The organism is Pseudescherichia sp. AS216 (genome assembly GCF_037152055.1).
Taxonomy (GTDB): domain Bacteria; phylum Pseudomonadota; class Gammaproteobacteria; order Enterobacterales; family Enterobacteriaceae; genus Pseudescherichia.
Genome location: NZ_JBBCMV010000057.1, coordinates 1 through 221 on the forward strand (window position 1 = coordinate 1; position 221 = coordinate 221).

The 221-nt window shown below is 48.9% G+C and carries 1 rRNA gene; it reads left to right on the plus strand.

Annotated elements, in window-relative coordinates:
* Nucleotides 1-88: ribosomal RNA gene (locus WFN61_RS20890) — 23S ribosomal RNA — on the plus strand; the annotation flags it as partial.
* Nucleotides 89-221 lie beyond the last annotated feature (133 nt).

Below are 221 nucleotides of genomic sequence, written 5' to 3' on the forward strand. Positions count from 1 at the left end.
TTGAAGACGACGACGTTGATAGGCCGGGTGTGTAAGCGCAGCGATGCGTTGAGCTAACCGGTACTAATGAACCGTGAGGCTTAACCTTACAACGCCGAAGATGTTTTGGCGATTTGAGTGACGATTTTCAGCTGATACCAGAATTAAGTGCGCAATAATTTGCGCAGCAGCAAGGCGGCCAGTGAAGGAAAGGAAGGAGCATACTGAAGTATGTGACTGAC